This window comes from Ascidiimonas meishanensis, from assembly GCF_037782385.1.
GTDB lineage: Bacteria > Bacteroidota > Bacteroidia > Flavobacteriales > Flavobacteriaceae > Ascidiimonas > Ascidiimonas meishanensis.
Window position 1 is genome coordinate 1 of record NZ_JBBEXD010000042.1, and the last position, 1,308, is coordinate 1,308.

Annotated in this window: 1 protein-coding gene; it reads left to right on the forward strand. The window is 48.2% G+C overall.

The window, feature by feature from the left end:
* The coding region (locus WBG07_RS19325; protein WP_340203771.1) for a DUF6443 domain-containing protein at positions 1–1,308 on the forward strand (1,308 nt) is incomplete at both ends.

The window sequence follows — 1,308 nt, forward strand, 5'->3', positions numbered from 1 at the left end:
TAATGCCGATGTATTAGAACACGTACAGTATTTTGATGGCCTAGGTCGCCCCATTCAACAAATAAACATCAAACAATCCCCAGAGCGTAACGACCTCATAAACCATAGCGACTACGACGCTTTTGGGAGGCAAACCAAACAATATCTACCCTACCCCGCCACCGGCAACCGAGGCAGTTATAGAACCACAAACCAGCCCAGCGCCATCCAAACCTATTACAAGCAAAACTACCCAGAAGACTTCACCAATACCCCTACCGCCAATACCAACCCCTATAGCGAAACCCTATTAGAAAATTCACCCTTAAACCGAACCTTAAAACAAGCCGCACCCGGAGCAGACTGGAAAATGGGCAGCGGGCATGAGATCCAGTTCAGCTACACCAACAATACCACCCAAGAAGTACGCGTATTCACCGTAGCATTTACAGCCAATAACACCAAGCAACCCACCCTAAGCGGCGGCTCCCTATTTTACCCGGCAGGAACACTCACCAAAACCATTACCAAAGACGAAAACCACGACGGCAGCACCACCAAACTCCACACCACCGAAGAATTCACAAACAAACAAGGGCAAACCCTGTTAAAAAGAACCTACGCAGCCATTGGCTCTCCCAGTACAGTAACAGCGCACGACACCTATTACGTATACGACGATTTTGGCAACCTCACCTATGTACTCCCCCCCAAAACAACCCCCGCAAATGGCATCTCCACAAGTGAACTCAATGAACTCTGCTACCAGTACAAATACGACCACCGCAACCGCCTGATAGAAAAAAAGATTCCCGGTAAAGGCGTAGAATATATCATTTACAATAAGCTCGATCAGCCCGTAATGACCCAAGACGCTTTGCTTCGCGCTAACAATCAATGGTTGGTTACCAAATACGACCCCTTTGGCAGAGTCGCTTATACCACCATACATACCCAAACCAGTAATGCCATAGTTTCCAGAGAAACCATGCAAGGCTATGCAGATAACAATCCCTATCCGTCCCAATACGAGACCCGTTCATCCAATGCATTACCCCAAAACGGAACCGCACTGTATTACACCAACAATAGTATTCCACAAGGAGGTAATGAAATACACACCATCAACTACTATGACAGCTATGCCAATTTTGACAAAGCCGGATTCACCCTACCAGCCGCCGCCGTCACCAACGTACAAGGCCTAGCCACCGCAAGCAAGGTACGCGTATTAGGAACCCCTTCAACAGGCTCAGGGCAAGCGCATTGGATCACCACCCTTATGGGTTACGATACCAAAGGCAGGCTAATCTGGAGCGGCACATACAA